Annotated in this window: 16 protein-coding genes; 10 read left to right on the top strand and 6 right to left on the bottom strand. The window is 36.1% G+C overall.

Annotation, left to right across the window (positions count from 1 at the left end; genetic code table 11):
* Window positions 1–2 precede the first annotated feature (2 nt).
* Together GFH32_RS11905 and GFH32_RS11900 are read right to left on the bottom strand one after the other, a co-directional pair.
* Complete coding sequence (locus GFH32_RS11905) at window positions 3–488, bottom strand: DUF2271 domain-containing protein (RefSeq protein WP_153511809.1); 486 nt, start codon at window positions 486–488, stop codon at window positions 3–5.
* A gap of 6 nt (window positions 489–494) precedes the next feature.
* A complete protein-coding gene (locus GFH32_RS11900) occupies window positions 495–1,979 on the bottom strand; it encodes an ankyrin repeat domain-containing protein (RefSeq protein WP_153511808.1) in 1,485 nt (494 codons plus the stop codon).
* A gap of 155 nt (window positions 1,980–2,134) precedes the next feature.
* On the opposite strand from GFH32_RS11900, the gene GFH32_RS11895 reads away from it, so the two are divergent.
* Entirely contained in the window at window positions 2,135–3,148 is a 1,014-nt protein-coding gene (locus GFH32_RS11895; protein ID WP_153511807.1) for a helix-turn-helix transcriptional regulator, read from the top strand.
* A gap of 71 nt (window positions 3,149–3,219) precedes the next feature.
* On the opposite strand, the gene GFH32_RS11890 is transcribed toward GFH32_RS11895, so the two are convergent.
* The 3 genes from GFH32_RS11890 to GFH32_RS11880 are packed head-to-tail and all read right to left on the bottom strand — an operon-like array spanning window position 3,220 to window position 6,628.
* The gene (locus GFH32_RS11890) at window positions 3,220–3,981 is read right to left on the bottom strand and encodes a DUF4374 domain-containing protein (protein ID WP_153511806.1); all 762 of its coding nucleotides are present in this window, start codon (window positions 3,979–3,981) and stop codon (window positions 3,220–3,222) included.
* A complete protein-coding gene (locus GFH32_RS11885) occupies window positions 3,978–4,523 on the bottom strand; it encodes a DUF4374 domain-containing protein (protein WP_153511805.1) in 546 nt (181 codons plus the stop codon). The genes GFH32_RS11890 and GFH32_RS11885 overlap by 4 nt, the downstream gene beginning before the upstream one ends.
* Window positions 4,524–4,549: 26 nt before the next feature.
* Complete coding sequence (locus tag GFH32_RS11880; protein ID WP_153511804.1) at window positions 4,550–6,628, bottom strand: TonB-dependent receptor plug domain-containing protein; 2,079 nt, start codon at window positions 6,626–6,628, stop codon at window positions 4,550–4,552.
* Here GFH32_RS11880 and GFH32_RS11875 point away from each other — a divergent pair.
* Both GFH32_RS11875 and GFH32_RS11870 read left to right on the top strand, forming a co-directional pair.
* Window positions 6,607–7,878 carry a sensor histidine kinase gene (locus GFH32_RS11875; protein WP_153511803.1) on the top strand — a complete coding sequence of 424 codons (1,272 nt, stop codon included), beginning with the start codon at window positions 6,607–6,609 and terminating at the stop codon, window positions 7,876–7,878. The two genes, GFH32_RS11880 and GFH32_RS11875, sit on opposite strands and share 22 nt — an antisense overlap.
* Window positions 7,871–8,536, top strand: a complete 666-nt coding sequence (locus GFH32_RS11870; RefSeq protein ID WP_153511802.1) for a response regulator — start codon at window positions 7,871–7,873, stop codon at window positions 8,534–8,536. Before GFH32_RS11875 ends, GFH32_RS11870 begins: the two co-directional genes overlap by 8 nt.
* A gap of 92 nt (window positions 8,537–8,628) precedes the next feature.
* Here the strand turns inward: GFH32_RS11870 and GFH32_RS11865 are convergent, their stop codons facing one another.
* A complete protein-coding gene (locus GFH32_RS11865; protein ID WP_153511801.1) occupies window positions 8,629–9,435 on the bottom strand; it encodes a hypothetical protein in 807 nt (268 codons plus the stop codon).
* Window positions 9,436–9,806: 371 nt separating this feature from the next.
* Here GFH32_RS11865 and GFH32_RS11860 point away from each other — a divergent pair, with 371 nt between their 5' ends.
* The 7 genes from GFH32_RS11860 to GFH32_RS11830 all read left to right on the top strand — a co-directional run bounded on the left by GFH32_RS11860 (window position 9,807) and on the right by GFH32_RS11830 (window position 19,548).
* A complete protein-coding gene (locus GFH32_RS11860; protein WP_153511800.1) occupies window positions 9,807–10,136 on the top strand; it encodes a hypothetical protein in 330 nt (109 codons plus the stop codon).
* Window positions 10,137–10,148: 12 nt separating this feature from the next.
* On the top strand, window positions 10,149–10,448 hold the full coding sequence (locus GFH32_RS11855; RefSeq protein WP_153511799.1) for a hypothetical protein: 300 nt from the start codon (window positions 10,149–10,151) through the stop codon (window positions 10,446–10,448).
* A 93-nt stretch (window positions 10,449–10,541) separates the two neighbouring features.
* On the top strand, window positions 10,542–11,339 hold the full coding sequence (locus GFH32_RS11850; RefSeq protein ID WP_160366800.1) for a GLPGLI family protein: 798 nt from the start codon (window positions 10,542–10,544) through the stop codon (window positions 11,337–11,339).
* A 21-nt stretch (window positions 11,340–11,360) separates the two neighbouring features.
* The gene (locus GFH32_RS11845) at window positions 11,361–14,030 is read left to right on the top strand and encodes a TonB-dependent receptor (protein ID WP_153511797.1); all 2,670 of its coding nucleotides are present in this window, start codon (window positions 11,361–11,363) and stop codon (window positions 14,028–14,030) included.
* 6 nt (window positions 14,031–14,036) lie between these two features.
* A complete protein-coding gene (locus GFH32_RS11840) occupies window positions 14,037–15,923 on the top strand; it encodes a tetratricopeptide repeat-containing sensor histidine kinase (RefSeq protein ID WP_153511796.1) in 1,887 nt (628 codons plus the stop codon).
* Window positions 15,904–16,641, top strand: coding sequence for a LytR/AlgR family response regulator transcription factor (locus tag GFH32_RS11835; protein WP_153511795.1), 738 nt, complete (start codon window positions 15,904–15,906; stop codon window positions 16,639–16,641). Before GFH32_RS11840 ends, GFH32_RS11835 begins: the two co-directional genes overlap by 20 nt.
* Before the next feature lie 684 nt (window positions 16,642–17,325).
* Window positions 17,326–19,548, top strand: a complete 2,223-nt coding sequence (locus tag GFH32_RS11830) for an outer membrane beta-barrel protein (RefSeq protein WP_153511794.1) — start codon at window positions 17,326–17,328, stop codon at window positions 19,546–19,548.
* Window positions 19,549–19,633: the final 85 nt, after the last annotated feature.

The following is a 19,633-nucleotide window of genomic DNA, read 5'->3' as shown; positions in this document are numbered from 1 at the left end:
AATTATTGTACTTTACTAAGTTTAACAAAACGTAAATAACCAGTTCCTGCAGCACGCTCAGTAATCGCTTGCGTCGTCAAAGGGATTTCTATATCTTTTGTATGATATTTTTGCTCCTCAACTGCCGTTTCAAAACGTAACTTATAGCCTTTGTTTAACTTGCTATCATCGATACTGATGGTTTTAATTGCTCGATCACCACCGCCAATCGATGCACTTGTGATCGCGCTTAACTTCTCCTTTGATTTTGTTTGAAACTTATACCATTCCTTCAATGTATTGTACCATTGCTTATCTGGACCAAGTACAGCAAGCGTTTTCTCGTAAGTACCTTTTGCATCGATTAATGAAATTACCACGTAGGCTGCCTCTCCTTGATAGCTGTTCATTTGCAACATGCATTTGTATTTGCTCGACTGTGCAAACGAGCTATTGCTACCTAACAATACGATAAATAATACAACAAGTAATTTATATAGTTTATTCATTTTCAATTATTTAAGAAGGCCTAAAGATTCGCTGTTTTCTTTTAAGAAATCGTTTTCTTTAGCCAAATCTAATGCTGTTTCATCAAATTCAGTTTTTAGGTCTTTTTTCGCACCAAGAGAAACTAACTTCTTAATGAAAGTATCGTCTTTTGCGATTAATGCTGCCTTATGTAAAGCGGTCATACCGTCTTTGTCTTGTGCGTTGATATTTACGCCTAGTTCAGCTGCCTTATTTAGCAAGTCCATATTCTCTTTGCTAATAGCAAGATGATAAAGCGTACTTCCATCAGTTTGAGCTTTAGTTGGATCTAATCCTGCAGTCTTCAAGATTTGCAACTTTTCTGCAAATGGATCTTGTTTTTGTGCGCCAGACGGAGGGCCTGGACGGAACGAGTTAAACCAATAGAACGCTAGATTATTTCCGTCTTTATCTAAGACGTTAATATCTGCTTTGTTTTTCAAAAGAATTTGTACGATTTCTGGACTACCAGAAGAAACTGCTTTAGTTAATGCTGATTCACCTTTTTCGTTTTTAGCATTGATGTCCTTCGTTTTCGAAATCAATAACTCAACAGCTGCTAGCTCACGACCTGAAGCAGCGCCCATTAGCGGAGTGTTGCCTTCAACATCCGCTAGATTAGCATCCACACCTTTATCTAAAAAGTAATTGATTAAGGTTAAATCTGGGCGACGTACTAAAGAGTTTAAGATTGTTGCGCCATCTTTATTCGTCGCTTTTGGATTTAGTTTTAAATCTTCTACCAAGTATTTATAAATATCTAAACCGTTAGACTTTTGTCTAGATCCCATTGCTGCAAAGAATAGAGCATTATTAGTCGGTTTTATGCCTTTGGCGATCAGTTTCTCAACAAGGGCTTTGTTGCCGAAACGCATTGCATAATCCGCAGCGGTACTTCCATTAGCGTCTTTATCTTTGATAGAAAGTCCTTTTCCGGTTAAATATTCTGCGATTTTTAAATCATTATCATTTGCTATTGCAAGCAATAAGATGTTTGCGCCATCTTCATAAGTTTGTTTAGGATCTACTCCCGCTTTAAATAAGGACTCGTATATTGCAAAGTTGGTATTCCCAGAACTTGCTGCAGAGCCAGCAATTGATGACCCGTGACTATCTTGATATTTAACATCTGAACCTTTAGCAATTAGGTAGTCGACCAATTCTGAATTACCAGTGCCAACAGCCCAATGTAAATAGCTTCTGCTATGATGTGTCTTTTTATCTATGCTATTACCTTCGAGTTCAATCATGTATTTTAAAACATCAGTCGATGCACCATTAACAATAGCGATCGATACAGGATCCCATGAACCAGCGTTAGCTTTTGAAGGGCTATTTCCTTTGTCAATTTCTGCTTTCACAGTATTGAGGTCTGGTTTAGCTTTCCAGAAATCTTGGTTTAAAAGAGTACTTTGTTGAGCATTTGCAAAAAAGCCCAGAAATAGGAAGGCAGGTAATAATATTTTTTTCATTTTGAGTTTTCTTTATCTGTCTACGCTTATTAATTTAAGTAATTATTCGAGTTTAAACTCTGGGAGCAAATCTAATAATTTTTAAGTACTTTAATTAGATTAATTCTAAATTATTTACTTTTGTCTATTATTTATTTGATTACCCAATTGCTTAAATGCGCCTTTATTCTATTATTCCGCAGCTTGATACCATCACATATGATCTTGAAATAGCCGACCAATTTTCTCATGAAGCGATAGTTCATCGAGAAGATTTAGAGATCCATCGCACTGACCTAGTCTCGATTCAAATAAAGAAGCTTTTTTCCGCGGGTTTCTTTATCGAGGAATTTAGGGCAAAGACAACACAAATGCTTTCCGAAGAATTCGACGCCTCTGGTGAACATGTGCGCTTCCTTTTTTACCTACATGGTTCAACTAGTGTACAAAATGGGGCAGGTGGACAAAACTATAAACATGACGTCGGTACGCTTCTACATAATTATTTACATAATCAAGGAGCGTCGGGACAAATGATTATTGAGCCTGCGGAAGAGCTGAATTACCTTTTATTGAAGATGTCACGCTCTTTTTACTTAAGTATAACGGCGGGTGAATCCTGGATAATGAATGACAATTTCCATCAGTATATCCTGTCTGGACTCGTTGAAAATCGTCCTAATGAATCTTATGCGATAGATCTTCATATGTTGAAGATCTTTGAAGAAATATTCCATGGGACAAAGCGATTTTCAATAAATACCTATATATATGTCGTTCTAAAGTTGAAAGAACTTCTTTTCTTAGTGCATCAAAGTCGAAATTATGCGAACGGCAATCAAATAGAAGCGCCCTTTCGGGAAACCCTATTAAAGGTTAAAGCATACCTCGAGATGAATTTGGAAAATCCACCGAATGCACAGGAACTGGCGGCACATTTTAAGTATAATGAGAAGAATTTGAAGCGAGATTTCAAACAATATTTTGGTACCTCGATCTACGCTTTCATTGTGCGAAATAGAATGGAGGTAGCAAGAAGTTTACTTGGGAATAATTACAATGTCAATGAACTTTCCATTCGTTTGGGGTATCGTAGTGTTTCTCATTGTATAAAAGTTTTTAGAAAGCACCACGGCTATACACCGCATGAATTATTGAAGTTTGAAGCGATTACTAATAGTCGTAAGTAAGTTTTGAACGATTTGATTTTTTAAGCGCAGGGGTATATCCTGCGCTTATTTTTATGCGCGTTTTGGAAATTTTAGGTACTTAATTTTCCGATAGCGGTAATTGAGCTGGCTTCGACTTCTAGTCCTTTTACAGCTCTTCCTGTTGTAGAATCAATAATGTATATCGCTGGATTTTTGTTTACTTCCGTCACTGGTATATACAGTTTGCCACCCTCGGCGAATGGAAGCCCGAAATCTGGATTGTTATTGAAGTCAGGGAGTCCTTCTACCCAGCGGAAAGTTTTGTTCACGACATTGACTATAGCAATTGCATTTGCCATTGCTGGGCCTTTAGGCTGCTGTGTTCCAGGACGTACATATTCCATCGCAAACAAATCACCTGAAATATGATAGGCCTTTTGGAATTTGATTTTCGAATCAGCAACACCCGCACTCGATACTGCAGTCTCAAGGTTCCAGTAATAGTTTTTATCGAATGATTTCTGTCCCGCGTTGATCCGAATTACACCTGCTGGTCTAGTTGAGTTTTTATCATTGGCAGGAGAGAATACATAAACATTATTTCTACCATCTTGGGCAATTGTAGAATAATATTGCGATCTAAATCTACCGGATGCATAGCCGATACGGTCATCTTTATAGATATGTTTAACATTTAAGTCTTTATCGTAGGAGGCGATCCAAACGGAATCAGGGTAATTTGTCGGTCCAGTCGAGGCTCCACCTGTTCCAGTAGCAGATTTCAATACCGATGGAACTAAGGCAGTCAAGAATTCATTTGATCCGAATTGTACAACACCTGAAAGCGTAGCATATTCACCGTTCCCAGTCAAATTAGTCGTGTTTTTTTAATGGTAGTGACTGCGTTGCCTTTTGCGGGATCTATAAAGTTGAAAGTCGAATACGTATTCTTTAGGTCATCGTTGACAGCAACTCCGCCGACAATCGTGAGTACTTGTTGTTGAAAAGGACCATAGGTTGTAAAGCGTGATTTAATTTGAAATTCACTTCCACTTTTTACAATTTTACCGTCTGGACCTAATGCAACGCCTATACCTAATCCTGGATCACCTTTTTGATATTTTAAGCCAATACCGACTTTTGCTGTCGGGAAAATCCATGTCGTATAGGTATCCGTTTCGAGTCCTTTTCCATTGATGCTGGTCGTTCCCTTGCTGACGTCCGGTACAGAAACAAGGTAACTTGCCTCACCCTGCTCCGCAGCGATAAAGAATTCGACTTTATCTGATTTTCTTTCCGGTAGCGGGACTTTTTTGTCGTCGTCACAGCTGATCGTGCTGGCGGAAGCAGCGAAAATACAAGCTGCCAATAAGAGTTTGTAATTTGGGCGTTTTGTAGTTTGATTTTGGTACATATAAATTATGATTGAGTATAAATGAATTACATAAAGAAATAGCGGAGTTTAACGTTAAAGCTTCGTCCAGGTTTTTGTAAGCTGAAGTTATCGTAGACACGGCGGTCTGAAATGTTTCGACCTTCAATGCTGATATTATATCTTCCGGATTTCATTGCATAAGTTGCCATGAGATCATGTGTTATGGTCTTATCAATGGTACTTTTGTCTCCTCGCTCGCCCATACTTGGCCAGCGTAAAAAGAATGAATGCGTATAATGTAAATGATATCCGATGCTGAGCAGATTTGACTTTCCACCTAAATGCGGAAACTTTACTTCAGCTTCTCCATTTGCAAAGAAATAAGGCTGATTTGGCATTCGATCGTTGTAGGTTTGCGACAATTGTGAAGACTCGTATCGATCGTATCGTTCTTTGTTTACTAAGCTTTGGTAAGTGACTGTTCCGCCAATGTTGAAGTAATTCTTATAGTAGTATCGTCCTTCAAAATTTGCTCCTATGTTTTGCACTTTACCATGGTTTACGCTATGGGCTTCTCCGGTACGCTGAACAATCTGACGTTGGATAAAATCCTTAACGTCTCGATAAAGTCCACTGGCGTCAATAAATATCGCATGGTCTTCATTCAGGTCTTTTTGATAAGAGATGCCGACATTAATATTTCGACTATTTTCTGGTCGTAAAGACGCATTTGATCGTTCCAATACAGCATCTCCCAAGAGCTCTGTTGCCGAAGGCAAGCGGAGGGCTTTTTCGATTGATACTTTATATTGAAAGTCTTTGTGGAAATAGGTGCTTACGAACCCATATCCGAAGGCATCGGCTTTAGTAGTTTTTATTTTATACGTCGGGAAAGAAATGCTTTCGCCAACATTTACCATACCTGTCGTGCTTTGAATAAAATGTTTGGCAAATAACGCGCTTACCCATTTGCGCTTGATTTGATAACGATAGGAAAGGCCAGCGACATTCTTGTAGTTACTAGATTTAGCATCGGGAATGCTGAATTCATCTTTTACCTGTTTTTGATCTGCATTCTTGCGTTCGTAGGTGGACCAATTATCGTTTATGGAGATACTATGTTTGTCGTTTATCTTGTAAATTAAGTTGAGGCTAGCATTTGCATTATTGTTGTTAAACTCCGCTAAAGTATTTACCGCTTCTCCAACTGTTCGTCTCTGTGAAAACTCGCCATACCAATTGTATTCTCTAGATGCGGTGTCTATATTTTGATTGAAGTTTCGATTATAGTTACCGTTTAGTGTGAAATCTAGGCGACTCGTCAAAAAGTCCTTTTTGCTATAAGTTATGGATGGCATGAGTGTCGTAGAATTCCTGGATTTCTCGCCATAAACTATTTTCATGATGTTGGCATTTTGAATCTCTGCAAATTCTTGACCTAAAGTCAGACCAAGTAACAGTTGATCGGTCCATTTCGTATTGACAAAGCCCGCTTTGAATATCGCCGTCTCATTGTGGTATTTATTATGAAATGCTTTTGTCCAATGGTTTTCCTCCGACATCTTGCTTGTCTCCATCTCGCGAATCTGCGTAAAGACAGAATAGTTGTTATCCGAATAGTTCTGGAACGCATTAATTTGAAACGTGAATCCTTTTTTATCTACATATCCTAGGTTGAGGTACGAGCGATGTGTATTGAATGACCCTAAAGAATAGGAGAGATCGGCGTATGATTTTTTGTGCTTGTTACTGATAATGTTAATCGCACCGCCTAAGGCATCTGATCCTAACTCTATCGGTACGACGCCTTTATAGATTTCAATGCGCTCGGCAAGATTGACGGGGATATTGTTAATTTGAAAAGCAGAGCCCATACCTTGCATGGGAACTTCATCGATAAATACTTTAACATGTCGCCCAGAAAACCCATTCAAGTTAATTGAAGCATGAGAACCCAGTCCTCCGCTTTGTCTGATTTTGACACCTGATGCTCTGTCGAGGACATCACTAAGCTCCATGGGGCTATTGTGAAATTTCTTCGCATCCAAAACAACTACGTTAAAAGGGCTTTCTTTAACGGTTTTAATAGTAGATTTACCTTCAACGCAGACTTCCGCAATTTTTGTCCGATCGTGTACTTCCAAAAAAAGCGGTTACGCTGTTTGCCGCAAACAACTTTAAGGGCGCGTATTTAATACATAAAAAGAATTTAGATGTCGAGCATAAGAATGACAACGATTATGCTCGTATTCTATCCAATTATGCGAATACTCGCTGGCGTATAGACAACAAATATAATCCTCTACCTGATCTACATAAAGCGTTAAATATAAGGCTTAAGTCTTCTGATAATTATGGTTTAAATTCCAGCTATGCTCATTTATTTGACTATCACTATGGCAGAAATGCAGATTCAGCAAAAATGTATGCTTTGAAATCTTTTGCCTCAGCCAATAAAATCGATGTAAGCGCCGATCGTATTAATGCTGCGGAAAAGTTGATCAAGGTAAGCGATGCTGATTCGTCAAAATATTATTTTCAAGTCTATAAACATCTGGATGATAGCGTTCGTTCAGCTCGTTTAAAAGCTCGAAATCAATATGCTTTAATTCGGTATGAATCCGAGAAAAATAAGATTCATAATTTAAAGCTTCAAAAAGATGTACTTGATAGAGACCTCCGTATTTCGGAAGAAAGAATACTAATGGTCATCGTGTTTGGGGGTGTTTTATCCGGGTTAATTTATTACATCTTGTGGGCCAGAAAGCGGAAACAAAGAATGACGATGGAATTGGAGAACAAGGTAAAGGAAATTCAATTGACGACGTCTAAGAAAGTTCATGATGTTGTAGCTAACGGTATTTATCGTGTGATGACTGAATTGGAGTATAAAGATGATTACGATAAACAAGACCTATTGGACAAACTGGAGGTCATGTACGAGAAATCAAGAGATATTTCTTATGAACCATCGAAGGATATGTCATTGTCTACTTTTGTTTCAGATGTTTCTACCTTACTAGGTTCATTTTCAAATGAAAAAGTGCGTATAATTATTGTTGGTAATGACCCTCACATCTGGAATCGTGTTCCCAAAAAGGCGAAGGATGATCTTCTTATTATCTTTCAAGAGTTATTGGTTAACATGCGTAAACATAGTCTGGCTGATGAAGTGATATTCAGATTTGAAGAGACTGATAATTATTTGAATATTTTTTATCAAGATAATGGTGTTGGCTTGTCATCAATAAAAAAAGAGGGGAATGGCTTGCGGAATACGGGAACCCGTATGGAAAGGTTGAACGGTAAATTTAATTTTGGTTCTGAAGATGGGAAAGGATTAAAAATAGAAATTATACTTCCGCTTCCTCAAAACAAGGCACCATATGTTTAGAAAAGTATTAATAGCAGAGGATCATGAGATCACTAATGTTTCTGTCAAGCGAACCATCAGTGATTTAGGAGTGGAGATAGCAAAGTATGTCTTTTACTGTGACGATGCGTTAGCATGGATAAGTCGTGCTTTGCAAGATGGCGAACCATTTGATTTGTTAATTACTGATTTGTCTTTTGAAGAAGATCATAACAAGCAAAGAATTGGGAATGGAATTGAACTGATTCAGGCTGTCAAGGTTATTCAACCAAGCCTGAAAATCATTGTTTTCTCTGGAGAAGATCGACCAGCTATTATTGATCGCTTGTTTAATGAATATGGTATTGATGGATATGTTAGAAAAGCGCGGAGAGATGCTCAACATCTAAGGGATGCGTTCACAGCTATTTACCAGGGGAATAGTTATATATCCTTCGATGTTAAACAATCCCTAAAACAAAGCAATACCTTTGAGTTCTCAATAGTAGATATTCAGATTGTAAAACTATTATCAGAAGGTGTTTTGCAAAAGGAGATACCAAATCACCTTAAACAAAAAAACATAAAACCCTCAGGTTTGAGCAGTGTTGAAAAGCGCTTAAATATGATGCGCGATATTTTAGCATTTACGAAAAATGAGCAGCTAGTTGCGTATTGCAAAGATAAAGGGTTTATTTAAGTCGTAAGACACCTCAACAATCTCGCAAACTAAGATATATTCACAACTAGCGCGCTGGTCTTTTTATTATGACGATTAATGAATCGGCTTCTTTATTTCCGAAATTTCTCTTGCTTTTCTCGAGTGAAAACGATGTATAGTGAGCATATTTCAGGAGGCTGCATTTTACCACGGCTATAAATCACCGGGATTCGCTTCAGCAACCGTGTAACCCTTATTGCCTCTTGATTAAAAACTTCAAATTTGCCATTCATATGTACAATGCTATCAACATATCCGAGTTCATTACCTCTTACTTGAAGAAACACATAAATTGATTCCTCGATCGGAGGGAGAGCGTTCCAATCGATTAGGGCATCAGTTTCAGCTCGGACATTTAATTCACCCATTACAAACGGTATATTCTTAGACATCGAATTGTCGAAATATTCTATATTCTTCAATCGACCATTTTCAAAGGTGTATTCATATTCATGTTCAAATATGGATGAGAATCCCGCATGCATATAAGAGATTAGTTTTCCTTTATATGCTGTAACGGTGTCCGAAAACCAATCCGCCGGTATTCGTCCGTCGACAAGTTGATTCCTAAACAAACTTTTGATGTCTACCTTTGCCGTTTTTTCTTCATTGTAAATACTGTTTAAATACAATCGATCATCAATAACTTCCCAATAAGCGATGTATCCTCTCCAGCATCCGGTAGAAAAACTGTTTAGTGAATCGGGAAATAAGGGTTCTTTCAACTTTTTGAATTCTTCCCATACTTCTAAAGGAAGCGCATGTAACCGTAAGGTGTCGCCTTTAATAATTAATCGATCGGGTACTTGTTCGGTTGCAGAGGTTGAAATACTCAAACCCATCGCAAATAGTAAATAGATAATGAAAGTAAATCTCATAAGGAATATGGCTTTATCTAATGATGAATATTTGTAGATAATTCCATAATCTAACTTGTTGCAAAAATCTATCATTAGCAAAGAGCTGAAGCAATTTTTCGATGTGCTTTTATTTAATGAAATGTAATAGGAGGAAACGGATTCTAAAAAAAACGCATTGTCTTTTTCTTGAGTTTACCTAAATCCCGATTACTCCAATATCAAGAATTTATAGAATCAATTGACGGAAGAAATTACATGTTGTAACATCTACAAAGGCATATTGCTTCAATTCCCGAGAATATTACTTTGATTTCCTAGAATATTAAGTCTGTATTGCGTGAAACGGCAAGCGGAGATACTTTTGAATATAACATTAATCGATAATTTATATGAAAAGAGTTTTATTTAGTCTTCTGGCGTCAATGGTTTTGACGTCTGGACTGTACGCAAAAGACGTCGCTCCAAAAACTGCGGAGAAAGATGCTAAGACAGTGTCAATCAATCTGGTTGAGAAAAAAGATGTAGTTGTTAACGGAAAGAAGTTCGCAAAATGTGTCTACACTTTGGAATTCACCGACAATATCGGTCGTTTCGTAAGACAAGAAACTAGCATTGGCTACGTAGAGGGATCTGACTGTAGTAAATTTTTCGGTGCAATGCGCGAGCATTACAGACTACAGGGGTATAGCACGCGTCCTTCGACAACCTTAGATCATTAATATTAATAAATCATGAAAAAAATCCTATTTACCGCAGTTGCAAGTCTTGGGCTTTTCACTGCAGCTATGGCGAAGTCTGACGCTCCAAAAACTTTATCGAATTCAACAGTATCGTCTGAAAAAACAAGTGTTGTAAAAACAGATAAAGGTGTTAAATGTAGCATGACAGTGACTGTAAGAAATAGTAGAGGAGCCATCGTAAGTTCTGAAACATTCGTTTTGTACGGTAATGGCGGATGTGATACATTTTTTGAATCTATCCGTAATATGTACCGTATGGAAGGGTACTACATGGCAGGACCTACTAAATAATTGATCGAAAGGTATTAATTTTTTTAGATGGGATTCACTTTAATCAAAATTAGAGTGGATCCCTTTATACTTTACAATACGAATCACGCTTTTATGATGAATAAATTTAATTTATTGCTGATTTTCTTTTTGATAATGGGCAATTATTGTACAGCTCAAAAACTACACGCGCGATATGAAAATATTTTGTCACCATCGGCTACCTATATGGAGCATGTCTATTTTGAAGATGGTAAAAATATGTCAATTCGTGATTCCATTCGTGTGAAAGTGGAGTCGGAGAGTGAGTTAGAAGAGGATTTTAATACAGCATCAATGACTGTTGTATTAGATAATAGCACCGTTTACTGCGGATTAGTATGGCATGAAGTTGGAAAGCTAGAAATGCATGAAACCCGTGGTTATGAGAATCAAAACTATCTCGTTGAGGATACCACATTTCCGGGTATTTCATGGAATTTAGAAGATTCAAAGGAGGAGAAATTTGGAGATTATCAATGTAAACGTGCAACAGCAGATTATCGAGGGACAAAATTAATCGCATACTATACGGAACAGATTCCTATTCCCGCGGGGCCTAATAAATTCACTGGTTTGCCGGGTTTAATTGTCATGGTTTATAACGAGGGTGTATTCCCAAACTATTGGCTTTTAAAAGAAGTAAAATACCCTTATGTGGGCGAGGTGCCGGTGAATGAGGAGTATATAGGGAGTCTTCCTAAGATTTCCTTAGAGAAATTTGTTGTTCGTGAGGAAGAAAAAGTAGCGCAACAAATTAAAATCATGCATAGCAAACTTCCCGAAGGCGTAGAGATTGAAACCCCAAAAGATTCTAAGAAAATTAGGGGGACTGTCGAACAAGTTTATGAATGGGAGAAAACTACGAATTAACACGTTTGGATTTTAGTTCTAGTGTATAAACCGTTATTATTCTTATTTATCTTATTGTTGTCCGATTCTGTGTTTGGACAAGATGTTGTGCGTGGTCGCATTAACGTTATGGACGGTCCTGCCGTATCCGTACGGGTCGATCTCTTGTTTAGTGACAGTACGATTCGTAAGCAATTCGTATTTACCGATCGACTGGGGCTATTTCAATTTAATAAGATTAGCACAGCAATTAGGGGGCTTCAATTCTCAGGTATGCAAGTTGAATCAAAAACCATCTTTTTTAAGGAGGGTGAATTGTTAAACAATTTGGATATCGAACTTCAACCAAAAGTTGTGCAGCTTAGTGAAGTCTTTGTGAAACCCAAAATGTTCAAGAAACTTTCTAGAGATACCGTAGAATTGGATCCACAGCAATTTGCACAGGGCGATGAGCGCCATATCGAGGATTTGTTAAAGAAGATACCCGGAATTCAAATCGATAGGACTGGGCTTATCAAAATAGGTAATCAGGTGGTCGAACGTGTCATGCTTGATGGGGATGACATGTTTGGTAAAGGTTATAAATTATTGACACAAAGTTTAACCTTACAAGCGGTAGATAAAATCCAGATCTTACAACGCCACGCAAACAATAAATTATTGAAAGGCATTGAACGCTCTGATCGAATTGCCATTAACTTGAAACTGAAAGATGACGTTAAGCGACGGTGGCATGGTAGTCTATTTGGAGCCGGCAGTGTATTGCCATCGAAGTACTACGACGCGAACGTCAACTTGATGAATTTTGGAAAGAAATCAAAATACTATTTTATTGGCGCGATGAACAATAAAGGCGCTGAAACACTTCGGTATGTCGATGATATAATTCTAACACAAGAAGACGATTTGCCGGGCCAACTAGGGAAAGATATCAACACGCCATCCCTATTAGAAACGGAGTTGAAAATACCTCAATTTTCATCCAGTAGATCCAATTTCAATAATGACAAGCTGACTGCTCTTCATGGAACATTTCGACTTAAAAAGAATTTGAAAGCAAAATGGATGGGTTTTGCTAATATCAAAGAAAACCTATACGAACAGTCGTCCATAACCAACGTGAATTTGCAAGATATACAATTCGAAAATTCAGAAAGTATCCATCAAAAGAATAAAAGCATCAATCTATTTGCACGGCTGGAGTTACAATATGATCTAAATGAGCGTGAAAACTTAACCTATTCTGGAAGCATCTCCCAAAGCAATAAAGATGAGCTTGGCGATTTGATGCTGAACGAAAGAAGTTTTAACGAACTAATGTATAAAGATGGCTGGAATCTAAATCAGAATTTGCTTTACACTAGAAAAATTGATGATCGGAAAGCATGGTTGACGGCTTTCAAAGTGAAATATCAAAGCTCTCCAATCGATTATTCTATGGAGAATTTTCAATTGCAGGAGCTTTTCAATACCAATGAAACTGCAAAGATTTTCCAACAGGTCGATAATAATCTTGCTTTTTACGGGTTATCATCGCAGTATCTACATCGACTTTCTAATGAACGTGTGCTTTCCGTGACCTTAAAGAATGAGAATAGTAAGAAGAAGTTTCGTTCAGCATATCAATTAATAGACAGCTTGAATTCGATACAGCAGGTCGATGATTTTTCAAATGATCTTACAACGATGGAAAATACGAGCAAATTAATGTTTGAATATAGTAGTCGTACTCAAAAACTAGAATGGACACCTAGTATCAGCTTTGGTCATACTTACCTACGAAGAATTGAATCTATTGAATCGGAAAGGAAAGGAAGTAGTCATTTTTTTGTTTCGCCTGCGTTGAAAGGAAGATATAGCATCCATAGAAAAGGAGAACTCCAAGGAGCGCTTATTTACCAGCAATTTATAAATAACGCGATCTTAGACTATCTCCCCAATTACAATCATATGGGATCTCGTAATTTTATGAAGGGCTTAGATGATATTGGAAAACAAAGTTCAATAGCGGCTAATATGAATTATATCTATGGCAAAATGAGTGATCGCTTGTTTATCAATTTTGCAAATGGATATATCTTGATGTTTGACTACTTAAGCAACCATCTGAATATTCATCCTCAATTTAGCCTTAGTCAATTGCGGCAGTTTAAAAATAAAGCAACACAATTTCATCAAATTGAATTTAACTACTACATAGACATACTCAGTGGGAATGTGAAGTTGATATACGATTACAATAAGTCAAAATATGAAATGAGCGTCGAGGGGGAAGGAATTAAACATATCAGAAATACGAAAAACAATATTGCTGTAGAATATCGAAGCGTTTGGAAGAGCTGGTTTAACATGCATATGGGTTGGAATAGAACGTATAATGTTATGGATAATGGCAACAAGAATGAGATGACGCAAGGGCAAGGCTTTGTGAACTTTAGTTTAAAAATATCTCCGAAACTCAGGACCGCATTGAAGAACGAACTTTATTTTCTAGACATTCCTGAAAATAAGGAACGTAATAACTATTTATTTTCCGATTTTAGCGTCTATTACGAATTCAAACAGCCTCGATTAAGTTTAGAGCTTACCGCGAAAAACCTTTTAAACGTAAAGCACTATAAAAATGTCTTCCTAAGTGATAGCTATCAAGCGTCCATGGAATATAAATTATTGCCACGTCAAATTATGTTGGGAGCGCATTATAGTTTTTAATTTTTTATGCGAATATTTATCTACTTCTTAATTTCCTTTTGCGTACTGCAATCATCCTGTAAATATTTTTCAGATGAGAAAAAGCGAGTTGCTGGAATATCGCAGAAAGACTCACTCTTTTTGGACTTTGCCATATCGATCGATACAATGGTTTTGGAAAAAAAGCAATTGCTTTCCTTTCAGTTGGATTCGATATACGCCAAGCTTGATCCAGTCGAAAGACAAAACTATCATGCAATCTTGAATAGTAAAATATTCAAAGACTATAGGTCGATCTCCGAACTAAGTACGATTGATACACAAGGCCGAAGTACTGAACTTCGTGAATATCTTGATTTTTATCTGCTGAATTACCAAGTACCATTGAACGGCACACCAGAGTTGGAAATACTTCAACAAATTTTGAAAAAGGTCAATCAAGATGGAGCGGAGAAGAATCGATTCAGTTATTTGTATTATGAGGCATTAGCCCGAATATATTTCAATAATGCAGATTCTGAGAAGTCGATTCACTATATACAGTTGTGGTATAAGGAACATCCAAATCGCTCGATGGATCGCATTCAGTTTACTTTTCATGAAATAATGTTTTTACATATGATGAAAGGGCAGAAGCTCGATCAGATGAGAGAACATTTGCAGGCGATGAAGAAGCTTCTACAAAGTGATACGAACAAGTCTGAAATAGCAAGAATCTACGAGAAAGAAGCATTGTATCAAGGCACGAAGGGACAAAGCGATAGTGCTATTTTTTACTTGAATAAATGTATTGAGATTGCTCCAGAAATACCGATGTACTACCGTAATTTGGCGGTGGCTTACCAACGTGAAAAGAGTTATGATCGTGCAATTGACATCGCAAATGAAGGGATTGAGAAAGTGAAAACAGCGAGTGATTCAAGTCTTTTTTACAGTTTTTACTCCACCTTAGCATTATCCTACGAAGCCAAAGGAGAGTATAAAAAAGCGCTCGAATTGCAGGGGATTAGTCAGCATTACAATCTTGAAAAAACAAAAAGAAATCAATTAGAAAATATCTCTGCGATAGAGAATCGATATAAATCTGAAAACAGAGACTTGAAGATTAAGAACCTTCAAATTACCGACTCACTAAAGTCTCAGATTATAGTTCAGCAAAAATGGCTCATATTTGTGTTTTTTTGTTTCGTACTATTGATTCTCACCGCCATGTATTTTCGATATAAGCGTGGATTAATTAAGGAAAAAACGGAGAAGCTTCAAATTGAGTCGGAGAAATTGGCGGTGGAAAATGATATGTTGAAACTAGAGCAACGCGCATTACAACTGAAATTGAATCCGCATTTCATACATAACACCATCAGTAATTTACAAGGTGTTATATTGGAAGGTCGTAACGAGGAAGCGAACGAATATTTATTGAAATTTTCTCGCCTTCTGCGGAATATCTTGGACTACGATCAGGAGGAGTGGGTACCGCTTGATCGTGAGATTGGACTGATTCGCGATTACCTGAATCTGCAAAAGATGCGTTTTGGTGACAGTTTTGACTATGCGCTAGAAGTTGATACGGATTCGGTAAATAATATTCAAGTCCCTCTGATGTTAATCCAACCCTTTGTAGAAAATGCGATTATTCATGGCTTTCAGGGTTTGAGCCGAAAGGGATTTCTTCTTGTTAAATTTACGACATCAGGGGATTCTTTACGCATCTTAATTACTGACAATGGACAGGGGGAACAACCGAAAACGGGGAATGCCAAGAATAAGAAATCGCTATCTTTTGAAATTACAGAAAAGCGACTCAAAGCCTTATTTCCTGATAAAGAAGCCTACATTCGAAAGAATGTAATATCCGTTGGATTTGAAGTTGAACTATTAATACCTATCATACATGACACTATACATTCTTGAGGATGAAATTAATGTCTTAAATTATTTGAAAGGCCTACTCGCAAAAATTCCTTTTGTCGAGGTACTTGGTTGTTCAGATAGCGTTGAACAAGCAAAAGTTGAAATTCCGGCTTTAAAGCCTGATGTTTTGCTTTGTGATATACAGTTGAAAGATAGCATCAGTTTCCGATTGTTTGAGACTTTAGCATATGAAGACTATCATATTATCTTTATGACGGCGTTTAGTCAATACGCTATTCAAGCTCTAAATGTAGGCGCATTGTCCTATCTTTTAAAACCGATTGATATAGAAGAATTGAAAGAGGCCCTGCAGAAAGCACTGATGAAGAAGGAAGAATATAAAGTGAAGGCTGCCCAAATTGAGGTTCTTTTGGGGCAGCAAAGAATGGATGCTCGTCCCGATAAAATAGTGCTTAAGAATCAATCCATGATGCAAATTGTTCAGGTAGATCAAGTACTTTACTGTGAGGGAGATAAAGGATACACAAATTTCTATTTGGAAGATGGTTCAAAACACATGACTTCTAAGATTCTCAAAGAATATGAATCGTTTTTATTAGATAGAAATTTTATCCGTTGCCATCAATCTTACCTTGTCAATATGGACTATGCAAAAATCTATTATATGGAGGGTTATCTTGTTCTTGAAAATAACACCAAAATCCCGGTATCAGAGAGTAAGAAGAGCGCGGTGTTGAAATACTTGAAGGATATTTAGATGAAAAGGCAATGTTGTGTCCTTGATAAAAATATCTCAAATAAGTGCTGACTACCTTATTGACATTATTGTTCAATAACAATTTTAAGTGGTTCGAATACTCGAGCCTCCGGCTCCTCATAACTCTCATCGGATCTATATTTCCTCATAGATTAATAAACCTTTTTCTTTATTTAGAAAGACGTTGACAAGTTGATCTGAAGCGTTTTACACATCTTCAGCACTAATACATCGACTAGAAATGATTACCCCCCTTGATTGGGTTGTGCCCCTAGCTATCCATCCCCGATTACTTTTTTTTAGTTATAATAAGTTGCTTAGGGTACAGCAAGAAACGTCCAAATATCTCTCTGTTGGATTTATTGGATTCATCGTATTTGCTCTTCGAAAAATCTGACAAAGACTGTTTTTTGTTTTTCAATGTACTGTTCGATCAGCACGAATTTTCTCGTTTCATTGAGCTTGAGTTTTGTTGATCGGGGACAGATTATATATTCATGAAGTTAGCTCAACCAATATTTTTAATAGAACTACCCAAAAGGGTAGAATTTATATATGAATATATACTCAATGAAGTTTTAATATAGGTTTGTTTTTCATGACAGCAATTCTAAAAGTACTTTTTATAAAAAAATACTCTTTTGGGTTTTGTTAACTGCATCAGTTTTATAAAGCATATATTAAATGAAACACACTCTATTTTTTATTATTCCATTAATCTTTTGTTCATCGTTAAATGCCCAAACAATAAAAGGTAAAGTTTATTTCGATAATAATACGGTAGAATATGCTTCTATTAGAGTATTTAATAAATCAGATTCATTATTGGGCTCTTATCTGAGTGATAGAGTTGGTTATTTTCAAAGTAAAAAGTTTGTTGATATTGAGGACTTTAAAATACATGTGAGTCATGTGGGAGCTGTGGCGTATCAAAAGCAATTTAAGTCGATAGATTTACTAAAGCCCATTGTCATTCACTTAGAGAAAAAGACAATTGATACAGTTGAAATTTCAATAAATAAGAACAATTCAATCTTGGATTTGAATAAAAGAATTTTCCGATTTAACCAAGATGATTTTATTAAAAATACGACAGCAGATATTGCTATGAATAAAGGGCCAGGTGTAATTTTTGCAGACGGAATAGGTCTGAAACTAGACGGAAGTCAATTAGTAAAGCTATATGTTGATGGCATTGAAACCAGCAATATTCAACTGAAAAGTATTGATATATCTGATATCGATAGGATAGAAATTATAAACAATTCAACCGCTCGGTTTAATGCAGAAGGCAATTTTGCTATAATCAACGTTATAACTAAACCGAGAAAACATTCTTTTTATAAAGGAAGAGTAGGTTTTACTAAAGGTCTCCTTTTGAAGCGGACTGGAATTGATCCTTCCTTTTCTTTTAAAAGAGAGAAATGGCTGATTAAGACAGAACTTAATTATTATAACTACGATCAGGAAACAAATATTGACATTTTTAGAAATACGTTAAATGTACCATACCGCCAAAATAACTATCGAGAAACAGAAATAAAGCAATTAAACGCAGATATTAATATCAAGTATGACGTTGATACAACAAGTTTCATTTTTTTAAAATCAAATTACTACCTCTATAAGTTATTAGGCGAAACGACCGGAAATATTAATGATGTTCAATTTGCTAACCATTCAATTGATAAATATTGGATTTTCAGTACAGATCTTGTATATGATAAAAAAATGAATAATGCCATTTTATCGTTAAAGGCTAAATATAATTTATATAGGAAGAATGATTTCTATAAAATTGAAAACAATCAATTATTATCAAATTCTATCAATTCAGGCTTATCCGATATATCAATAGAAGCGAACTACAATCATAAACCAAACTTCTTTATTAAAACTCAACACGATTTTGGGCTTAAATACGTGAATAGAGAATATCTGATTGTTGATAGTGATAATTATAAACAAAGGAATTATGGCTTATATTCTGATTGGAATATCAGATTAAACGAAAAAATAGATATTTCACCGTCTTTATTTTTAGATATATCTAATAACGATGTTAACAATAAAATTAATACTTACGTCAGTTTTTTACCTTCTTTCAATATTTCATATAAACCAGGAAAGACAAATAGAGTTTCGTTTGCTTACACAAGAAAGATTAACAGACCGAATCCAATGGATTTAAATGAAAATATTATCGTAATAGATCCAACTACAGTTTTACGAGGCAATGTAAATCTAAAACAATCATCATTAAATACATTAAATCTATCGTACTCAAGTCCATATAAGAAAAACTATTTTTCAACCAATATTTATTATTCTTTTAATAGAAACGCGGTGTTTCAAAATATTGAAAATATACAAGATATATTGATTTATACAAAAGATAACATTGGTGATGTTCAACGCGTCGGAATAATGGTAGGGCACGACATGTTTATTAGGAAGGGAATGAATTTATATACTAGTATAGGCGCTAACTATAGCTCTTTGGATAAAAATGGGAATAATCCTACGTTTAATTCTGGATATGGATTTATTGGAACTGTGAATTTTTCAGCAAAAGTATTTAAAAAGATAACAACAAACCTGTTGTTTGACTATAATTCGAGAAGGTATGACCTATATTCAATGACAAAAGAACGTCCTTTTACTAGTTTATTAATGTCTACAAATATTTTGAAAGATAAAATAAATGTAAGGTGTTCCTACGTTGATTTATTTAAAGTCAATGCAAAGAGAGAAATTCATTTAATGACTCCAAACTTTACGCAATCTACCTATCAAAATCGAAATTTTTCAAATCTAAACTTATCGGTTATTTATATGTTCGGAAAGAAGTTTTCAGATTCTGCAAATGCTAAAACTACAAAATATGATGATATTGAATTAAGGTAATGTTCATTGATGGAAGACTTGGTGTCTTGAGTAAAACAGCTTTTTTTTCAGGAGTTTAGTGTGTTTGGTGAGTTTGTTGGTCATG

The sequence above is a fragment of the Sphingobacteruim zhuxiongii genome, assembly GCF_009557615.1.
Classification (GTDB): domain Bacteria; phylum Bacteroidota; class Bacteroidia; order Sphingobacteriales; family Sphingobacteriaceae; genus Sphingobacterium; species Sphingobacterium zhuxiongii.
The sequence above is the reverse complement of the archived record's forward strand: the minus strand, read 5'-3'. Positions and strand labels throughout refer to the sequence as shown.

Bases quoted from the DNA above. Each gene is read 5' to 3' on its own strand.
- GFH32_RS11905 (WP_153511809.1), bottom strand. From the start codon at position 488: ATGAATAAACTATATAAATTACTTGTTGTATTATTTATCGTATTGTTA.
- GFH32_RS11900 (WP_153511808.1), bottom strand. From the start codon at position 1,979: ATGAAAAAAATATTATTACCTGCCTTCCTATTTCTGGGCTTTTTTGCA.
- GFH32_RS11895 (WP_153511807.1), top strand. From the start codon at position 2,135: ATGCGCCTTTATTCTATTATTCCGCAGCTTGATACCATCACATATGAT.
- GFH32_RS11885 (WP_153511805.1), bottom strand. From the start codon at position 4,523: ATGTACCAAAATCAAACTACAAAACGCCCAAATTACAAACTCTTATTG.
- GFH32_RS11870 (WP_153511802.1), top strand. From the start codon at position 7,871: ATGTTTAGAAAAGTATTAATAGCAGAGGATCATGAGATCACTAATGTT.
- GFH32_RS11865 (WP_153511801.1), bottom strand. From the start codon at position 9,435: ATGAGATTTACTTTCATTATCTATTTACTATTTGCGATGGGTTTGAGT.
- GFH32_RS11860 (WP_153511800.1), top strand. From the start codon at position 9,807: ATGAAAAGAGTTTTATTTAGTCTTCTGGCGTCAATGGTTTTGACGTCT.
- GFH32_RS11855 (WP_153511799.1), top strand. From the start codon at position 10,149: ATGAAAAAAATCCTATTTACCGCAGTTGCAAGTCTTGGGCTTTTCACT.
- GFH32_RS11850 (WP_160366800.1), top strand. From the start codon at position 10,542: ATGATGAATAAATTTAATTTATTGCTGATTTTCTTTTTGATAATGGGC.
- GFH32_RS11840 (WP_153511796.1), top strand. From the start codon at position 14,037: ATGCGAATATTTATCTACTTCTTAATTTCCTTTTGCGTACTGCAATCA.
- GFH32_RS11835 (WP_153511795.1), top strand. From the start codon at position 15,904: ATGACACTATACATTCTTGAGGATGAAATTAATGTCTTAAATTATTTG.
- GFH32_RS11830 (WP_153511794.1), top strand. From the start codon at position 17,326: ATGAAACACACTCTATTTTTTATTATTCCATTAATCTTTTGTTCATCG.